We start from the raw sequence: 17,114 nt of genomic DNA, 5'->3' as shown, positions 1-17,114 counted from the left end.
TAGGGGGATTTATTTCAATGAATTTAAAAAAGTGGAGTACCGGTTTGTTAGGTTCAATTATGTTAACGGGAGGTTTGCTTGCTGGTTGTGGCAGTGATGACGGTTCAAGTGACAATCAAGTAGAAGTAGACGTATTTCAGTTTAAAGTAGAATTCAGAGAAGAATTCGAACAGCTTGCTGATACTTACGAAGAAGAGAATCCAGATGTGAGTATTAATATTACGACTGTTGGTGGCGGTGAAGATTATGGTTCGGCTTTACGTTCACGTTTCAACTCAGGTAATGAGCCATCAATTTTCAACGTTGGAGGACCACAGGATGTTGAAGACTGGTCAGATTACTTAGCAGACCTATCTGAAACAGATTCTGCTAATGCTGCACTTCCTGGATCTTTAGATGGTGTAACTGTTAATGATGGCATTTATGGCCTACCTTACAACCAAGAAGGTTATGGGTTTATTTATAATACAAGAATCTTTGAAGAGGCTGGCATTGATGTAGATTCTATCCAAAGCCTTGATGATTTAGAAGGTGCTGTTGAAGCACTTGATTCTCAAAAAGAAGAGTTAGGCTTAGATGCTGTATTTGCTTTTCCAGGTGCAGAAGCATGGGTTACGGGACTTCATTTATCTAACACATTTTTAGCACCTGAATTCAACCACAATGTAACTGATGCTTATGATGCTGACGGGGTAGAATTCGAATACGGTGAAGCATTTAAATCAATTGTTGATTTACAAAACGAATACTCAGCACAACCAACTGTAAGTTTAGACTATTCACAACAAGTTGAAGAACTATTCTCATTACAACGTGTTGCTATTATTCAACAAGGTAACTGGGTATACCCTTCAATTGCTGGCATTGACGAAGAGTTTGCTATTGATAGTATCGACATAATGCCTATTCCAGTTGAAGGTTACGAAGAAGGATTACTACCAGTAGGGGTTCCGATGTATTGGGCAGTTAACGAGAACTTAGATGAAGACGTTGTTGAAGCTTCTAAAGATTTCTTAGATTGGTTATACACTTCTGACTTAGGTAAAGAAGCTGTTGTAAATGACTTTAACTTTATTCCTGCATACGACGGGTATGATGCTGAAGACATTAATGACCCATTATCTCAAACAATTTATGAGTACTCAGAAAATGATCAAACAATTGGCTGGGTATTTATGGGTTACCCAACTGGCTGGGGTGAAGATCAATTAGGAGCTTTAATTCAGAAATACTTAAGTGAAGAAGCTACCTGGGACGAAATTATTTCAGAGACACAAGAAGCTTGGGAGTCCTCTAGAGAATAATCTGTGAAAAGCTAGAAGTGAAACAAAGTAGCAGCTTTGCTACTTTGTTTCATTTTCAAGCTAAAAGAGGGAGAGATCATTGTGCGCACGAGAGATTTATCATATTGGTTATTTCTAACACCTGTACTATTTGCACTGACGACAGTTGTTATTATACCGCTCGGTGTCGGTACATATTATTCATTTACTGAGTGGAACGGCATTACGACAGGTGATTTTGTCGGATTCGAAAACTATATTAACGCCCTACAAGACCAACGTTTTATAGATTCTCTTTGGTTTACAATTAAGTTCTCAATAGCTAGTGTCATTTTGATTAATGTAATTGGTTTATCATTAGCTTTAATTGTTACATCCAAAATTAAGACTAACAACCTTTTAAGAACTGTCTTTTTTATGCCTAACTTAATTGGTGGTTTAATATTAGGTTTTATTTGGCAGTTCATTTTCATTCGCGTGTTCGCTAATATTGGCCAGGCGTTTGGAATTGAAGCCATGCAAGGTTGGCTTTCTACGACAACTACTGGTTTTTGGGGATTAGTCATATTAATGAGCTGGCAAATGTCGGGTTATATTATGGTAATTTATATCGCTTATTTACAAGGGGTTTCAAAAGAATTAATTGAAGCTGCTCACATAGATGGTGCATCAGCGTGGCAAAGATTCCGCCATATTGTATTCCCTCTTGTAGCACCAGCATTCACCGTAAGTATGTTTTTGACATTATCTAATACGTTTAAACTTTACGATCAAAACTTAGCTTTAACAGATGGTGGACCATACAATTCGACTGAAATGTTAGCGATGGAAATCTACAATACGGCATTCGTTCAAAACTCATTCGCATACGCTCAATCTAAAGCTGTTATTTTCTTTATCGTAGTGGCAGCTATCACACTAGTTCAAGTTTACTTTAATAAGAAACGGGAGGTGCAGATGTAATGAAGTGGAAAAAGTGGCGCCTAGAACTTCTTGGAGTTTTACTAGGACTAATATGGATTGCACCTTTTTACTTAATGTTCGTTAACTCATTTAAAACACAGCGTGAATTGTTTGAAGGAACACTAAATTTGCCTTCCTCCCTTGAATTCAGTAACTATATTGAAGCATTTCAAGAAATGAATTTCTTACAAACTTTATTTAACTCCGTTTTAGTAACTGGGTTTAGTATTGTAATTATAATCTTTTTCTCAGCCATGGCAGCTTATGCTTTAGCACGAACTAAAAGCAAAGTGAGTACAGTCATTTTGTTCATATTTATATCTGCGATGCTGATCCCGTTTCAATCTGTTATGATTCCATTAGTTTCCCTTTTCGGCGAAATTGATTTATTAAACCGTGGCGGGTTAATTTTCATGTATTTAGGCTTTGGTTCTAGCTTATCCATTTTCCTATATCACGGGGCGATGAATAATATTCCAGAAACCTTAGATGAAGCAGCGAGAATTGATGGGGCAAATAAGTTTCAAATATTTTGGTACATTATCTTCCCTATGTTGAAACCTATTACTGTCACTGTCGGAATTCTCAATACTATTTGGATTTGGAACGATTACTTACTACCATCCTTAGTTATTAATAGCCCTGGTAGTGAGACGATTCCGTTAAGAATGTTTTACTTCTTTGGCCAATACACTACACAATGGCACCTTGCGATGGCAGGTCTTACTTTAGCAATTCTACCAGTTATTATTGGTTACTTCTTTGCTCAAAGGGCGATCATTAAAGGTGTTACTGATGGGGCTGTTAAATAAAGAGGAGTGTTTCTATGAGCGTTACAATAAAAGATGTTGCCAAAAAAGCTAATGTTTCTCCTTCAACTGTTTCACGCGTCATTGCTAACAACCCTCGTATTACCGAGGAAACTAAGAATCGTGTTCGTGAAGTTATGGAAGAGTTAGGGTATTATCCTAATTTCCAAGCGCGTAATCTAGTGGCAAATAAAACGAATACAATTGGTATTGTCATGGCAAATTCCGCCGCATTATCATTTCAAAACCCTTTCTTCCCAGAAGTGTTAAGAGGCGTTTCTGCTACAGCGCATGCGAACCAGTACGGGTTATATTTAACGACTGGTGCTACAGAAGAGGAAGTGTACAATGAAGTCGTGTCAATGGTTCAAGGAAAACGAGTCGATGGGATCATCTTGCTATATTCAAAAGAGAATGATCAAACGATAGATTACTTAGCAAACTCTTCATTTCCATTTACAATTGTCGGTAGACCTAGTGTAAACCCAAACCAGTTCACTTACGTCGACAATAACAATATTGAGAACTCAAAAGAAGCTGTTCAACATTTAGTTGAGTTAGGTCATGAGAAGATCGCCTTCGTAGGTGGTAGTTTAGACTTTGTCGTGTCACAAGACCGTTTAACTGGTTATAAACAAGCTTTGAAAAAAGCTGGTATCCAGTATCGAGAGGATTTAATCTTTCACCAAGAAATGACAGCTAGTATTGATCAAGATTCGGTGATCCAATTAATGAACAGATCTGAACCACCTACGGCCATTGTGACTCATGACGATTTAGTAGCATATGAGTTAATTAGGTATTTAGAAGAGTTGAAAATTACTGTACCAAAAGATGTGTCGATCGTTAGCTTTAATAACCATAAAATTTCTGAACACTTAAGACCACCTTTGACATCTGTAGATATTTCTATTTATGACCTTGGTTTTCAAGCTAGCTCTCTGTTAATAGATAAAATTAATCAACCAAACATACAAGACACACACAAAATCGTTTCTTCTACACTGATTAAACGTGGCTCTTGTAGACGGAACAACTAGAAGGGGTATGATTATGGAAAGAATTTGGTGGAAAGAGGCTGTAGCCTATCAAATATATTTACGAAGCTTCTATGATTCAAATGGTGACGGAATAGGTGATATACCAGGAATCATTGAAAAACTCGACTACTTAAAAGACTTAGGTATTGATGTCATTTGGGTCTGTCCCTTTTACAAATCACCTAATGCAGATAACGGTTACGATATTAGTGATTATCAAGCTGTGTTAGAAGAGTTTGGAACGATGGATGACTTTGATCGGTTATTAGAAGAAGCACACAAGCGTGATATGAAACTGATTATAGACTTAGTCGTCAATCATACGAGTGATGAACACCCTTGGTTTATCGAGTCGCGCTCATCAAAAGATCACCCTAAGCGTGATTGGTACATTTGGGCTGACCAACCAAACAATTGGCAAAGTATCTTTGGTGGCCCGGCATGGCAGTATGACAAACATAGCGACCAATACTACTTACACATATTCTCAGTCAAACAACCCGATTTAAATTGGGAAAACAAAGACATGAGACAATCTATTTACGACATGATTAATTGGTGGTTAGATAAAGGCATTGATGGTTTTAGAGTTGATGCTATTAGCCATATTAAAAAAACAAAGGGGCTGCCAAATGGACAAAGCTCCGCTGAACCACCGTGGGAACACATGATGAATGTTGACGGTATTCACAACTACTTAGAAGAGTTATATGATAAGACGTTTTCAAATTATGATATTATGACTGTCGGAGAAGCAAATGGTGTTAGCACAGACGATATTTATAAATGGGTAGGAAAAGATGAAGGTAAATTCAGCATGATCTTCCAATTTGAACACCTTGATTTGTGGGATCGTAATTCAGATGCAGGTGTCGATGTCCCAAAACTGAAAGAAGTACTAACGAAATGGCAACACGCATTAGATGAAGACGGTTGGAACGCCTTATTTATCGAAAACCATGACATTCCAAGAGCCACGACAACATGGGGGAATGACGAAGATTATTGGTACGAGTGCGCAACAGCTTTAGGCGTTATGTACTTCTTCATGAAAGGAACCCCTTTCATTTATCAAGGTCAAGAAATTGGTATGAAAAATGCTGAGTTTTCTTCGATTAATGATTTCAATGACATTAAAGACCATAACTTTTATAAACAACAAAGCGAACAAGGTGAAAGTGCTCAAGCAATTATCGACACATTAAACGTAACAAGCCGCGATCACTCTAGAACACCGATGCAATGGTCAGCTGAACCGAATGCCGGCTTTACTACTGGCACACCTTGGCTTAAAACAAACCCTAACTATAAAACAATTAATGTTGAATCACAGTTAAATGACCCTAATTCTGTTCTGTCATTTTACAAACACATGATTCAACTTAAAAAATCTAATGAGACGTTCACATATGGTAAGTATGACCTCGTTTTTGAAAGTTCACCAACTGTCTTTGCATACACTAGAACGTTGAACGAAGACCAAGTTCTTGTATTGACTAACTTAAGCGAAGACCGAACTCCTATTGATTTATCCCAATACGAATTAGGTCACTTATTATTAAACAACTACTCAGAAGTTGACGAAACTGTGCTAAAACCTTACGAAGCAAGGGTTTATCAAGTTAAGTAAAACCATAAATGAATTACACCCCAGCTAGAGATATAACAAATGACTCTTGCTGGGTTTTTTTATGGTATCTGTACAATTCCTTACTAAAAAAGGTGACCTGAATTAGCTTCGAGGTCACCTTTTAGACTTTATAAATATTTTACTCTGTTTCGTAGCCTGGCTTTTTTAGAAGTTTAAAGATATTAGTCTTATACTCTTCAACACCCGGTTGGTTGAATGGGTTAATATCAAGTAAATATGCACTATAAGCACATGCTAACATGTAGAAATATAATAAATAGCCAATATGATACTCATCAACCTTTGGCAAGTGAATTCCGATTTGTGGAACGCCACCTGATAAGTGAGCCTTTGATGTTCCTTCATAAGCAACTAAGTTGAAGTCGTTTAATGACGTGCCAGCTAAATAGTTAAGCTCATCGGCATTTTGCTCCGCTTCAAACAGTTCTAAGTCCTCATCTACTTCTTCAACAATTAAAAACGACTCTAGCAAGTCCCTTTTTCCGTCTTGAATATATTGCCCTAAAGAATGAAGATCTGTCGTATAAGTGACCGACACTGGAAGATACCTTTATGTTCTTTACCTTCACTCTCACCATAAAGTTGCTTCCACCACTCTTGTACGTAGCTCAACTTCGGCTCAAATGTTGCTAGCACTTCATTTGTAAACCCTTGTTCATATAGGTTATGACGAATAGCTGCATACTGAATAGCTGGATTATTTTCTGGGTCAAATATTGATAATTCTTCCTCAGCTTGTTTAGCACCACGAATAAGTTCATCAATATTATAGCCTGCTGCAGCAATTGGTAATAACCCTACCGCTGTAAATACAGAATAACGTCCACCTACATCATCAGGCACAACAAAACGTTGATAACCCTTTTCTTTAGCAAGATTTAAGAGAGCTCCTTTATTCTCGTCTGTCGTTACGTAAATTCGATCTGAAGCTTCCTCTCCATAACGGTCTTCCATATAATTCTGTAAGAAGCGAAAAGCAATCGCTGGTTCTGTCGTTGTTCCTGACTTAGAAATAACATTTAGAGCCACTTCTCGGTCATCTATGTAGTCCATTAACTGTTTTAAATAAGCCCCACTAACATGGTGACCAGCAAATAACACTTCAAAATTAGGGTTCTTTTCGAAATGTGGCTTTAACGCTTCAATGACAGCCTTAGCTCCTAAGTAAGAACCGCCAATACCAATAACGATTAGTACATCAGCTTGTTTTTGAATTTGTTCTGCAGTACTTTTTATATTGTTCAAGAACTCATCTGAAAGTCCACTTGGCCAATCTAGCCAACCTAAGAACTCACTTCCTGCACCTTGCTTTTTATATAAATCTTCATGAATAGAATGTAGACGAGAAACTTGAATTTGGTTTAATACATCTTGTTTCTGTCCTGAGTAAGTTACGTTAATCATCATCCGTCCCCTTTTCTCGTTGAATATCTTCTTCGTATTATACCAAATTTTTTAAGCTTTTAAATGTTAGGAAGATAATTAGTGGATGTGTTCAACTGTGTACCCTTCTTCTTCTAAAATAGAAACGATGTGAGGCTCGATGGTTAAATGTGCAGCTCCAACAATGACAAAATACGTCATACCATCATTTGTTGTTAAATACTCATCAATTTGTTCTGCCATATTATAGTTTCGATTATCATTTAACTCTTCCATATATGCCTCTTCTTCTTCTGTAACAGTAGCATCTTCATCAAATAAGTACTCAACTAAGTCGTCCGGGTCGCCTGCTTTATAAAGTTCAAACATGTTAGTCATTTCTTCATCAAATTGATCTAAACTAACTAAAGAATCCTCTAACATTGCCATCTGGTATTCTTCTGAAGGACTAGCAAGTACTTCAAACTGGGATTCAAACGTTTCTAAAGCTTCAACTTCTTTTCCGTCAATCACTGCTTGATTTAAAAAGTACTCATCAACACCATGAAGATAGCCTAACTGTTGAAGTCGCAAGCTTTGAATTAATGAAGATAGTAACCATGGCTTATAGCTTTCAACCATTTCTATATCCATACCTAAGTCACTAATAATTTCATCTAGCTGTTCATATACCTCACTAGAGACATGGTCTTCTATTGTCGTTCCTTCTTCATACATCCCTAGTTCTTGTTGTGTTTGCTGCATATCATACATATTTAAATCATTTAGATTAATTTCAGGCACAACAACATCTGCCTCATAATAGGCAGTTTCAATTGATTCATGTAATGGATAAAAGTCTCTCGTACCTGCATGAATTGTACCTAATAAATAAACAGTCGTTTCTTCATTCTCAACTTGCCATAAGAAACCACCTGGGCCATCAGGATCACCCAATTGCTGTGTTTCTATAACAGTAATCCCTTGTTCAGAAAGTTCACCTAACAACTCGCTTTGCTCACTGTCATCTATTACAGGGTTCGCCGCAATTGTCACTTCTTCTAAGGAATTAAGTTCTAACAAAACAGATACATCTTCAATATTATTGTTAGATACATCTAACACTTCAAGGTTATAGAGTGCTTCAATTCCAGATAAAGAGTCGATATTTTCACCTGACAAATCAAGGTCAGTAACCGTTTCAACACCTCTTTCCGTAAGTTCCTCATTAATCCTTAACTCATCTAATACCGCATTTTCTAGATTTTCATCATTAAAAGTAACCGTATCATCTGAACATGCACCTAATAATACAAAAAGAATGATCAATATGTATACTTTTATCATTTTCATAATTATCTCCTCCTCTTCTTAATTATACATGTTTTTCCACAAAGCTGTCTCGCCTCGGGTAAAAATTGACAAAATCAGTATTAAAGGTTATAATAAATCGTCTATACATACAATAAGTACTATTGCCGATGTAAAGTTGTGTTGTGAAACATTGCAGAATAGAAACTAGGCACGAGTTTTCCAATTTCTGCCCATAAGAAGAAAAGTCACGTAGCTACTATAAATGTAGGATTCCACTTTTTTTCCGACATTTAGCATTAGCTACTTTTTTTATGTAAATAATATAGGTAAAGAGAATTTTTAGGAGGAACAAGTTTGAAAACATTTAACGAATTAAACATTGAGGCAAATGTCTTAGAAGCATTAGCTAAAATGGGATTTGAAACAACAACACCAATTCAAGCACAAGCATTCCAACAGCATTGGAAGGAAAGGACTTAATTGGGCAAGCACAAACAGGTACAGGAAAGACTACAGCATTCGGTGTACCGATGATCCAAAAGATCGACCCAGCAAACAAAGACGTGCAAGGTATTGTTATTGCACCTACCCGTGAATTAGCAATCCAAGTAGCTGAAGAGCTAAACCGTATTGGTCAAAATAAAGGTGTTAAGACTGTACCAATTTACGGTGGACAGGACATTACACGTCAAATTAAAGCTCTAAAACGTCGTCCACAACTAATTGCAGCAACTCCTGGTCGTCTATTAGACCACATTAGAAGACGTACTATTAAATTGCAAAACATCGAAACAGTTGTTTTAGACGAAGCAGATGAAATGCTAAACATGGGCTTCATCGAAGATATTGAGGCAATCTTAGCTGAAATGCCACAAAAGCACCAAACATTACTTTTCTCAGCGACAATGCCTAAGCGTATTCAGCTATTAGCAGAAAAGTTCATGAATCAGCCTGAAATTGTCCGCGTTAAATCAAAGCAGTTAACCGTTGACCACATTGATCAATATTACTATGACGTTAAAGAAAATCAGAAGTTCGATGTTCTTTGTCGCTCATTAGATATTGAATCCCCTGATTTGGCGATTATTTTCGGTAGAACGAAAAAACGCGTTGATGAGGTAGTTGAAGGTTTACTGAAGCGTGGTTATTCAGCTGAAGGTATTCACGGTGACATTCCACAAGTTAAACGTGAAAAAGTCATTAAGCGTTTTAAAGACCAAGCAACTGACATTTTAGTTGCAACAGACGTTGCAGCTCGTGGCCTAGATATCTCAGGTGTCACCCACGTATATAACTTTGACTTACCACAAGACCCAGAAAGCTACGTTCACCGTATTGGACGTACTGGTCGTGCTGGTAAAAAAGGAAGTGCATATACATTTGTTACACCACGTGAGATGGATCACCTAAAAACAATTGAAAAATTAACGAAACGCCAAATTGAAAAACAGTCTTTCCCAACATATAAAGATGTTATGGAAGGCTTACAAGAAGGTGCTATCGAAGAATTAAAACAAACGGTTTGGGCTCATGAAGGTGACAATTATCGTGAAGCAGCCAAACGTTTATTATCTGAAGAAGATGCTGTCGATGTTGTCGCTTCAGCGATCAAACTTCTTGCGAAAGAGCCAAGTCAAACGCCTGTAAACCTAACTGCCGTTGAACCTTTACGTGTAAAGCGTGTTAAAGGTGGAGGACAACAAAACAACCGTGGTGGACGCGGTGGACGTGGTGGTAATCAAAACCGTCGTGGTGGTGGCGGTGGCGGCCGTAGAAACGACCGCGATGGACGTAGACGCCGTAATAACCAAAAACAAGATGGCGGAAACAGACGAAACCACCGTAATAAAAACCAATAATATAGAAGAAGCTCGGCTTAGATTATTTATCTAAACCGAGCTTTTTTATATTTAACTCTAAAATGTTTGTTGGGGTAACTGTACAATTTCTTACTAAAAAGGTTGGGTGTCTTTTACCTGTACCGTTGGTATCAGGTGATCCGCTTTCGGTGGACGCTTGCCGCGGGCACGGCTCGAGCCTCCTCGGCCCAAAAAGCGGGGCCTGTGGGTAAAAGCGAAGCATTTTGAGGGAGCGGTAATTAGAAAAACCCGAACAAATTCAACATATGATTTCGTTCGCGTTTTGTGTATTAACAATTTGTTCTGTAACCTATATTATCTCTTTAATACTGACGCCACTTCGTATTGGTCTGTTCTTAAAACAATTCTCGAACATTCTAAAGGTAAATCATTGGGACCAAATGTTTGTTGATCTAAGTATAATACGGGGGCGCCTTCTTTTAAATTTAACAACCTCGCTTCTTCCTCATTTAATGCTTTAGCTGCAAAACTTCGCACACCATAGGTTAGTTCAACATCTGCACACTCTTCAATTACTTTGAACAACCCTTTTTCATTTATATTCGCTTGGTCTACACCTGGGCACCTGTCTATCGAAACCCAATTTTCAATAATAATAGCAGGTTCATAATCAATCTTCCTTACGCGTTTCACGTAATATACTAAGTCATACAAACCGACTTCTAATTTATTTTGTACCCATTCACTCGGTTGCATCACTTTATACGACACAACATCTGTATCAAAGTAATACCCTTTGATTTCCATTGCTTCTGCAAACGAGATAAGTTCTTGCGCAAAAGGATATGAGATCTTCTGCTTTCTAACAAACGTTCCTTTGCCTTGAATTTGTTCAAGCAACCCTTGTTTTAGAAGCTTAGCAATCGCCTTTCTCACCGTCCCACGACTTACATTTAACTGATACGCTAACTCCTCTTCAGCTGGTAGTTTATAACCTTCTTTCCACTTTCCTAGGTTAATATGTTCAGTCATCCACTTGGCAATTTGTTGATATAATGGTTTTCCATCACTTTGCTTAACAAACTTCATACAAAATCCCTCTCTGCCCTTTGTTACAATAAAATATTCAGCTTGAAAAAAGACAGGTTATTCACCTGTCTTTACGACTTCATAAAGCCTTGTACTATTGTTAAAAGCACTTGCTCATCCATATTTAAATCTTTTTGCTTCATTTGATTTAATAGCCTCTTCGTATTTGTACGATCAAACGTAATGGATCGATTTAAATACTGTTTGAACACTTCTAACGGCTGATTTAACTTTTTCTCTTCCTCAGTCAGTAAACTCTCATCTTCATAAGACACAATCTCAACTTGGTGAAAATCTATTCCTTCCTTGATCGCCTTGAAAATCTGACCATTTGTCGGCGGATTAGGATTCGTTGCATGATAAATGGTACTAGGTTCCCCTGCTGTTAAACTTAATGTTAAAACATCGATGACGAAATTAACAGGAACTAAATTCGATACCGTATCACGTTCAATAAGCAAACGATAAACTTGATTATCTTGTTTACGCTCTGCACGCTTCTTCAACAGCTGTACAGTACGTAAAATTCCATACAACCCAAACGTTGTATCCGCTTCACCTGTAGCCGAGTCTCCAATAATAATTGCTGGTCGAACAATCGTGACATCTAAGTCATTTTTGTATGACATAACTAAATGCTCTGCATGACATTTACTTTCTTCATAAGCATTAACAAAATCATTGTCTGTCGAGTGTAGTTTTTCATACCCTTCCGTTGATTCTCCTAATGTATAAGCTGTACTAACGTGAATAAACTTCTTTATCTGTAATTGCTTAGCAACTTCAAGAACACGCTTTGTTCCTCTTAGATTAATATCAAATACTAAATTGCGCTCTGACTCATCAAAGGATAAATAAGCCGCTGTGTGATAAACAGCATCAATTTTACCTTGCATCTGATTAGCCATATCAGGTGAAATACCTAACCCTTCATCTAACAAGTCCCCTTCAACTACGTTAATTTGATCGTGTTGAGTGTCTGGAACTTGATTGTATACACCTTCTAACTTCCGTTTATTTCTTACTAATAAATAGACGTTATGGTCTTCATTAACTAACCGTTGAACTAATTTAGTCCCTAGAAACCCTGTTGCACCAGTAATAAATATATTCATAAAAAAGCCTCAAACCCTTTCTAATATTCGAACCCGTAACAAAATAATAAAACTTCTACTTAATTATTTCTTCTAACACTAGTTTATAACGCAAGACTACAAAAATCTACAAATTTGAACAAACATTTTGTGAGTGCTCACTTCATATAGAACGAAACTTTTACAACCGCTAACAAGTTAAATTTATTTAAATTTTGTAAATTTTCTATTTATTTGTCTGAAGATAAATAGTAAAATAAAAACTATCCCAAAAATCGACACAATGGAGGTAATAGATATGGCAAACAAAAATCGTTGGTTAATCGCACTATCTGCTATCGCAATTCATTTATCAATTGGTGCTTCTTATGCTTACAGTGTTTATACAAATCCTATTCATGATACGATTGGTTGGTCTACTGGACAGATCACTTTAGCCTTTACAATTATGATGGGACTAGCTGGTTTTGCTGCAGCGTTTTTCGGCCCATTTGTCGAAAAACAAGGCCCTAGACGTTCAGCTATGTTCGCTGCCGTTTTATTCGGTATAGGTCAGGCAGGCTCTGGACTAGCCGTAGCAATTGATTCTCACATCCTGTTCTTATTAATGTACGGCTTTGCAAGTGGTTTAGGTTTAGGAATTGGTTACATTTCACCTGTTTCTACACTTGTTAAATGGTTCCCAGACCGAAGAGGGTTAGCTACGGGAATGGCTGTTTTAGGTTTTGGTACAGGGGCTTTAATTACAGCTCCAGTAGCAGAAATTCTTATGAATGCTGTTGGTGTATCATCAACGTTTTACATATTAGGTGTTGCTTATTTCATCGTAATCATTTTAGGCGCTTCTTACATTGCCCCACCTCCAGAGGGTTGGATGCCCGCTAAAATGAAACGTGATATAGCTTCAGGTGAGAAAGTTATTAAGAAAGACTTAGCACAAATGACTGCTAAGCAAGCCGTTAAATCAAGGCGCTTTTGGATGTTATGGACGATGATGCTCATCAATACAACAGCCGGTATCATGATCATCTCAGTTGCATCACCAATGGCTCAGGAAGTCGTTGGACTTTCTGCTGCTGCTGCTGCAACAATGGTAGGAATCATGGGAATCTTTAATGGGGGTGGTCGCCTCGGTTGGGCTGCTTTATCAGACTATGTTGGACGACCTGCCATATTTATAACATTCTTTGCACTACAACTCGTTGCATTTATCTCGTTTCCAAACATCACAAGCGTGCTATTATTCCAAGCTTTAATATTTATCGTCGTTAGTTGTTATGGAGGTGGCTTCTCCAACTTACCTGCCTTCATCGGTGACTTGTTTGGTACGAAAAACTTAGGTGCCATTCACGGATACCTTCTAACAACTTGGTCTTTAGGTGGCATTATTGGGCCAAGTGTCGTAACACAGATCTATAGTAGTACAGGAAGCTACATGCCTGTCTTCTACTTGTTTATGGCGCTGATGGCTGCTGCATTAATAATCGCCTTATTGTTACAACTCGATATTAAACGCCAAGAAAAACAAAGCGTTAAAGAAGAAGAAATGATTGCTTAAAAAGAGGGGGCTTCCCCTCTTTTTTATTTATCTTCTATTTCGCCTCTTCCGACCATAACCTTTAACAGGTGGGAATTTTCACGTTGGGAGGGGTTAACAAAATGAGTATATTACAACTAATTAAACGGACAATTCCCTTTTTCATCTCTAGGATCTTGGTCTACCTCATATTTGGAGCAATTTCACTGATCTTTTTAGGACTAATGCTCGGTTTAGGTATTTTACTATTTAGGTGGTTTGAATTCGCTTCTGGTTTCTTTATTTTCCTCATGGTGGTAACATTTTTCGGTGTACTTGGTCTACTGCGATTCATTGAAAGGTATTTCCTTTATATGGTGAAAGTTGGCCATATAGCTGTTGTAACTGAGCTTTTACGTAAAGGATCAGTGCCAGATGGAAAGGGTCAAATTAGCTATGGTAAAGATCAAGTCGTAAACAACTTCGGATCAGCCAATGTAGCCTTCGTCGTTGATAAAATTATTTATGGAGCTGTTAAACAAATTCAACGTTGGTTAATGAGAATTGGGAACTTCTTTAATTTCATTCCAGGTGCGAAAAACATTATTAGTATTTTAAGTAAAGTTATGGCCGTCAGCTTCGCTATGTTGATGAAGCAATCTTAAGCTATATTATGCTTAGAAAAAGTGAAGCTAAAGATGCAGAACCCGAGAATGAGGAAAGTGTATGGAAAAATGCTTGTGATGGAGTAGTCCTTTATGCACAAAGTTGGAAGAAAATCATTATAACAGCTGCTGGAATTGTAGCATTCGTCTACATCCTTAATATTGCAGTCTTTTTAATTACTGTATTCCCACTTATGGCTCTAGCTTCTATGATTACCGACAATGCTGGTGCAGCTGGAATACTAGGGTATTTTGCGATTATCGGGGCATACATTTTTACTTCAATGGTTAAACGTGCCTTTGTTGACCCAATCGCTATGATTGCAATGGTTAGAACATATCAATTAAACATTGAAGATATGGAGCCAAGTATTGACCTACAGCAAAAACTGCTTAATGTTTCATCTAAGTTTAAACAACTATTCAATAAGAAAGATGAAGACGTTCAAAAGGCAGAGCAAACAACATAACAACATAACAAAGCCCTGGGGAATCCCCAGGGCTTTAGCAATAATTAATTATTGTTTTGTTCAGCTTCATCTGTAATAACATCATCTGCAACTTTATTTTCTTCTCGTAAGTCTTCAAGTGCATTGTAAATTCTTTCTCTTTCACGTGGTAGTGAACCATCACTTAGTTCTTTAAATAGTGCCCAGATCAAGCAGTACATCATTAAGAACATGAGGATCATGAATGGGAAACCACCGACTAGTGATGCTGTTTGTAATGCTCCTAGTCCACCAGCCGTTAGTAATACGGCTGCAAATGCACCTTCAATGATACCCCAAGTAATACGTAAACCAATTGGTGGATTCATATTACCTTTAGACGTTAACATACCAATTACATACGTACCTGAGTCAGATGACGTAATAAAGAAAATTGTTAAAGAAATCATCGCAACTGCAATGAGGACAGATGAGAATGGGAAGCCTTCTAACAATGCGAAGAATCCTTGTGCCTCATCTTCGAATACAGCGTCCATAATACTATTATCTGTAAAGTGTTCTTGGAATAATGCTGTACCACCGAAAACACTGAACCAGAAAATACTTACGGCAGTCGGCACTAACAACACACCGACAGCAAAACTACGAATTGTACGGCCACGAGATACACGGGCAATAAATGAACCTACGAATGGTGCCCAAGCAATCCACCAAGCCCAGTAGAAGATTGTCCATGCATCATACCAACCATCAGCACCTTCTCCTGCTGCATCAATACCGAATGACATTGAAAACAGGTTCTGTAAATAACCACCTGTTGAATGTGTCATAGCCTGTAAGATGAATAAAGTTGGCCCTAAAATAAAGACAAACAATAACAATAAACCAGCTACACCTAAATTTGCTTGGCTTAACCATTTAATTCCTCGATCAATTCCTGTTGATGTTGAAATAATAGCTAGCAATGTTACAACAACAATGATCATTAACCATAAACCTTCAGAGTTCGGGATTCCAAATAGCGTTGAAAAACCACCACCGATTTGCATAACACCTAAACCTAGTGATGTTGATATACCGAACAACGTCGCAATAACACCGATAATGTTAACTGTATTACCCCAAACACCATTTAGACGATCACGACCAATTAACGGCTCTAACGTTGAGCTTAGTAACATCGGTAAACCTTTTCTATATGAGAAATAAGCTAATGATAATGCTACGACTGCATAAATCGCCCATGGGTGAAGTCCCCAGTGGAAGAATGAATATTGTAATGCTGCGTGTAATGCTTGAGCTGTTCCACCTTCACCATACGCTGGCCAATCATAGTGGTTAATCGGCTCTGATACACCCCAGAATAATAAACCAATACCCATACCTGCACTAAACAACATGGCAAACCATGCAGGCGTGGAATACATCGGGCTTTCATTATCATCACCTAGTTTAATTTCACCAAGAGGACTTAAGATTAAGAAGATCGTCACTAATATAAAGGCACTTCCACCTAAAATAAATGACCATCCTAGGTTCGTTACCACCCAGTTGAACGTTACGTCAATATAATGGTCAAAATTAGGTAGAACAGATCCCAAAATAACAAATGCTGAAGCGATAATCAATGAAATAATAAAAGCAGGGGTCTTAGCTGCTTGACTAAATGAGGTCAACCCCTTCTGTTTCTTCTTTGACATAGATTCTCCTCCTAAAATATTAAATCCAGTTTCATTATAAAAACATTAATGAGTCATAAGTTCTATGTGTACATTCAATAAAATACCCTAAATCAATTTATTGAAACATTTTTTGCTGAACACATAAAACTAATATACGGTGAATATTGACATACTGGACTTATATGTACTATTCATACGCCGTTTATTACCCTAACATAATAACTTTTAAGTTACAAGCTGACGTCCTGTCCTGTTAAATTAGTAGAATTTGCTCATTGTTGATATAATAAATAGTTAAGAAGCTTTCATGAGGTGAAACGATGGACTACAAAACGTTGCATAAAAAAATCGAAAAGCACCAATCTGAGACTGCCAAG

The 17,114-nt window shown here is 37.5% G+C and carries 14 protein-coding genes and 1 pseudogene; 9 read left to right on the top strand and 6 right to left on the bottom strand.

The genetic code is table 11. From position 1 onward, the window contains the following. The first annotated feature begins 17 nt into the window (after positions 1-17). From A194_RS0101070 to A194_RS0101050, 5 genes are all read left to right on the top strand, one after another. The gene (locus tag A194_RS0101070; protein WP_017185036.1) at positions 18-1,304 is read left to right on the top strand and encodes an ABC transporter substrate-binding protein; all 1,287 of its coding nucleotides are present in this window, start codon (positions 18-20) and stop codon (positions 1,302-1,304) included. An 81-nt stretch (positions 1,305-1,385) separates the two neighbouring features. Beyond that, complete coding sequence (locus A194_RS0101065; protein WP_017185035.1) at positions 1,386-2,246, top strand: carbohydrate ABC transporter permease; 861 nt, start codon at positions 1,386-1,388, stop codon at positions 2,244-2,246. Continuing rightward, positions 2,246-3,058 (top strand): carbohydrate ABC transporter permease, encoded by an 813-nt coding sequence (locus A194_RS0101060; protein ID WP_017185034.1) that lies wholly within the window; start codon positions 2,246-2,248, stop codon positions 3,056-3,058. Before A194_RS0101065 ends, A194_RS0101060 begins: the two co-directional genes overlap by 1 nt. A gap of 14 nt (positions 3,059-3,072) precedes the next feature. After that, positions 3,073-4,095 carry a LacI family DNA-binding transcriptional regulator gene (locus A194_RS0101055; RefSeq protein ID WP_017185033.1) on the top strand — a complete coding sequence of 341 codons (1,023 nt, stop codon included), beginning with the start codon at positions 3,073-3,075 and terminating at the stop codon, positions 4,093-4,095. 13 nt (positions 4,096-4,108) lie between these two features. Further along, positions 4,109-5,725 (top strand): glycoside hydrolase family 13 protein, encoded by a 1,617-nt coding sequence (locus A194_RS0101050; RefSeq protein WP_017185032.1) that lies wholly within the window; start codon positions 4,109-4,111, stop codon positions 5,723-5,725. Between the two features lie 139 nt (positions 5,726-5,864). Here the strand turns inward: A194_RS0101050 and A194_RS20605 are convergent, their stop codons facing one another. The 3 genes from A194_RS20605 to A194_RS0101040 all read right to left on the bottom strand — a co-directional run bounded on the left by A194_RS20605 (position 5,865) and on the right by A194_RS0101040 (position 8,461). After that, positions 5,865-6,284: a glucose-6-phosphate isomerase gene (locus A194_RS20605; protein ID WP_017185031.1), complete on the bottom strand. Its 420-nt coding sequence runs from the start codon at positions 6,282-6,284 to the stop codon at positions 5,865-5,867. Next, positions 6,248-7,150 (bottom strand): glucose-6-phosphate isomerase, encoded by a 903-nt coding sequence (locus A194_RS16835; RefSeq protein WP_237718728.1) that lies wholly within the window; start codon positions 7,148-7,150, stop codon positions 6,248-6,250. Before A194_RS16835 ends, A194_RS20605 begins: the two co-directional genes overlap by 37 nt. Before the next feature lie 78 nt (positions 7,151-7,228). After that, entirely contained in the window at positions 7,229-8,461 is a 1,233-nt protein-coding gene (locus A194_RS0101040) for a TraB/GumN family protein (protein WP_017185030.1), read from the bottom strand. Between the two features lie 315 nt (positions 8,462-8,776). On the opposite strand from A194_RS0101040, the pseudogene cshA reads away from it, so the two are divergent. Next, positions 8,777-10,281, top strand: a pseudogene (gene cshA / locus A194_RS16830) (degradosome RNA helicase CshA). A gap of 315 nt (positions 10,282-10,596) precedes the next feature. Here cshA and A194_RS0101030 read toward each other — a convergent pair. Together A194_RS0101030 and A194_RS0101025 are read right to left on the bottom strand one after the other, a co-directional pair. Then, complete coding sequence (locus A194_RS0101030) at positions 10,597-11,331, bottom strand: GntR family transcriptional regulator (RefSeq protein ID WP_017185027.1); 735 nt, start codon at positions 11,329-11,331, stop codon at positions 10,597-10,599. 71 nt (positions 11,332-11,402) lie between these two features. Then, complete coding sequence (locus A194_RS0101025; protein ID WP_017185026.1) at positions 11,403-12,446, bottom strand: SDR family NAD(P)-dependent oxidoreductase; 1,044 nt, start codon at positions 12,444-12,446, stop codon at positions 11,403-11,405. Between the two features lie 277 nt (positions 12,447-12,723). Here A194_RS0101025 and A194_RS0101020 point away from each other — a divergent pair, with 277 nt between their 5' ends. The 3 genes from A194_RS0101020 (at position 12,724) to A194_RS0101010 (ending at position 15,076) form a co-directional block, all read left to right on the top strand. Continuing rightward, a complete protein-coding gene (locus A194_RS0101020; RefSeq protein WP_017185025.1) occupies positions 12,724-13,983 on the top strand; it encodes an L-lactate MFS transporter in 1,260 nt (419 codons plus the stop codon). Positions 13,984-14,084: 101 nt separating this feature from the next. Continuing rightward, positions 14,085-14,606, top strand: a complete 522-nt coding sequence (locus A194_RS0101015) for a hypothetical protein (protein ID WP_157783011.1) — start codon at positions 14,085-14,087, stop codon at positions 14,604-14,606. An 8-nt stretch (positions 14,607-14,614) separates the two neighbouring features. After that, positions 14,615-15,076, top strand: coding sequence for a hypothetical protein (locus A194_RS0101010; protein WP_029424937.1), 462 nt, complete (start codon positions 14,615-14,617; stop codon positions 15,074-15,076). A gap of 44 nt (positions 15,077-15,120) precedes the next feature. Here the strand turns inward: A194_RS0101010 and A194_RS0101005 are convergent, their stop codons facing one another. Beyond that, complete coding sequence (locus A194_RS0101005) at positions 15,121-16,755, bottom strand: BCCT family transporter (protein ID WP_017185024.1); 1,635 nt, start codon at positions 16,753-16,755, stop codon at positions 15,121-15,123. Positions 16,756-17,114: the final 359 nt, after the last annotated feature.

Source organism: Alkalibacillus haloalkaliphilus C5, assembly GCF_000269905.1.
In the GTDB taxonomy this organism is placed as follows: Bacteria; Bacillota; Bacilli; order Bacillales; family Alkalibacillaceae; genus Alkalibacillus; species Alkalibacillus haloalkaliphilus_A.
The sequence above is the reverse complement of the archived record's forward strand: the minus strand, read 5'-3'. Positions and strand labels throughout refer to the sequence as shown.

Coding starts and splice junctions, on each gene's coding strand:
- A194_RS0101070 (WP_017185036.1), top strand. CDS start 18: ATGAATTTAAAAAAGTGGAGTACCGGTTTGTTAGGTTCAATTATGTTA.
- A194_RS0101060 (WP_017185034.1), top strand. CDS start 2,246: ATGAAGTGGAAAAAGTGGCGCCTAGAACTTCTTGGAGTTTTACTAGGA.
- A194_RS0101055 (WP_017185033.1), top strand. CDS start 3,073: ATGAGCGTTACAATAAAAGATGTTGCCAAAAAAGCTAATGTTTCTCCT.
- A194_RS0101050 (WP_017185032.1), top strand. CDS start 4,109: ATGGAAAGAATTTGGTGGAAAGAGGCTGTAGCCTATCAAATATATTTA.
- A194_RS16835 (WP_237718728.1), bottom strand. CDS start 7,150: ATGATTAACGTAACTTACTCAGGACAGAAACAAGATGTATTAAACCAA.
- A194_RS0101040 (WP_017185030.1), bottom strand. CDS start 8,461: ATGAAAATGATAAAAGTATACATATTGATCATTCTTTTTGTATTATTA.
- A194_RS0101030 (WP_017185027.1), bottom strand. CDS start 11,331: ATGAAGTTTGTTAAGCAAAGTGATGGAAAACCATTATATCAACAAATT.
- A194_RS0101025 (WP_017185026.1), bottom strand. CDS start 12,446: ATGAATATATTTATTACTGGTGCAACAGGGTTTCTAGGGACTAAATTA.
- A194_RS0101020 (WP_017185025.1), top strand. CDS start 12,724: ATGGCAAACAAAAATCGTTGGTTAATCGCACTATCTGCTATCGCAATT.
- A194_RS0101015 (WP_157783011.1), top strand. CDS start 14,085: ATGAGTATATTACAACTAATTAAACGGACAATTCCCTTTTTCATCTCT.
- A194_RS0101010 (WP_029424937.1), top strand. CDS start 14,615: ATGCTTAGAAAAAGTGAAGCTAAAGATGCAGAACCCGAGAATGAGGAA.
- A194_RS0101005 (WP_017185024.1), bottom strand. CDS start 16,755: ATGTCAAAGAAGAAACAGAAGGGGTTGACCTCATTTAGTCAAGCAGCT.